Source organism: Oleiphilus sp. HI0080 (genome assembly GCF_001635135.1).
On record NZ_LWFU01000846.1, the window covers coordinates 1 to 945 of the forward strand.

Here is a 945-nt window from a genome sequence, read left to right on the forward strand (position 1 = left end):
GTTCTTTTTATGAGTACGGTGTTGGGCTGCACGAACTCGAGTTTGATCGCATCAAAAGTGGTGAGGTGAAGCTTAAAGACAAAATTCCTTTTCTAAAACGCTTTGCTAACAAAACGGCAAAACAAGTGACTAAGGATTATATTGCTTACCCTTTGCTGGCGGGACCATTTGCGCCAAAAGTGATTGCGGGCAATGCGCTAGCGAATCTTGGTCGGAACTTATGGGCGTCGACGATTATATTTTGTGGGCACTTTACTGAAGATGCGCAGACGTTTCGGGCGGAAGATTGTGAAACGGAAAGCCGCGGGCAATGGTATTACCGTCAGCTATTGGGCTCTAGTAATTTTACCGGTGGCAAATGGCTACACATCATGAGCGGACATTTGAGCTATCAGATTGAGCATCATATGTTTCCAGATATTCCCGCACATCGATATCCTGAAATAGCGCCGAAAGTGCAGGCACTCTGCGAAGAATATGGGATACCATACAATACCGGTTCGTTTGGCAAGCAATATAAAACGGTCTTGCAACGAGTTGGTCGATATTCACTTCCGCCGGAAACAAGCGTACTTTCGGCGTTTATTCCAAAATCACTTAAAACAGCATTTGGAGCTTAATGTGCGGTTTATGCGTCATCACGTTGATAAGGTGTTTTTATGACAGGCTCCAAAAAAAGCAAAGTAAAAAAGGCAGACCAACAAGTGCGTGAAGAGCACCCGCAAGCGGCAGCACTAATGGAGCTGCATCTTGCGCATGAGCTGGCTTTGTTTGAGCGTGAAGCCTTTTTGGCATGGTTAAAACCAGAGCTTGAGTTGCATCTGTCCGTTGCGCGCGAGATGCCCTTGAGCGCGTTTGTCGACGCAGACCAAGTGAAATCGGTGATTGCGCGGAATGTTGTGGATAATGAAATACCGGGTGCGGTGGCTGAACTAGCCGGCGATG

General features: G+C 47.0%; 2 protein-coding genes. Both read left to right on the top strand.

Annotated elements, in window-relative coordinates:
* Positions 1-620 (top strand): acyl-CoA desaturase (locus A3751_RS17150; RefSeq protein ID WP_197466449.1); only part of this gene is annotated, 620 nt, incomplete at its 5' end.
* A gap of 39 nt (positions 621-659) precedes the next feature.
* Positions 660-945 (top strand): hypothetical protein (locus A3751_RS17155; RefSeq protein ID WP_156492572.1); only part of this gene is annotated, 286 nt, incomplete at its 3' end.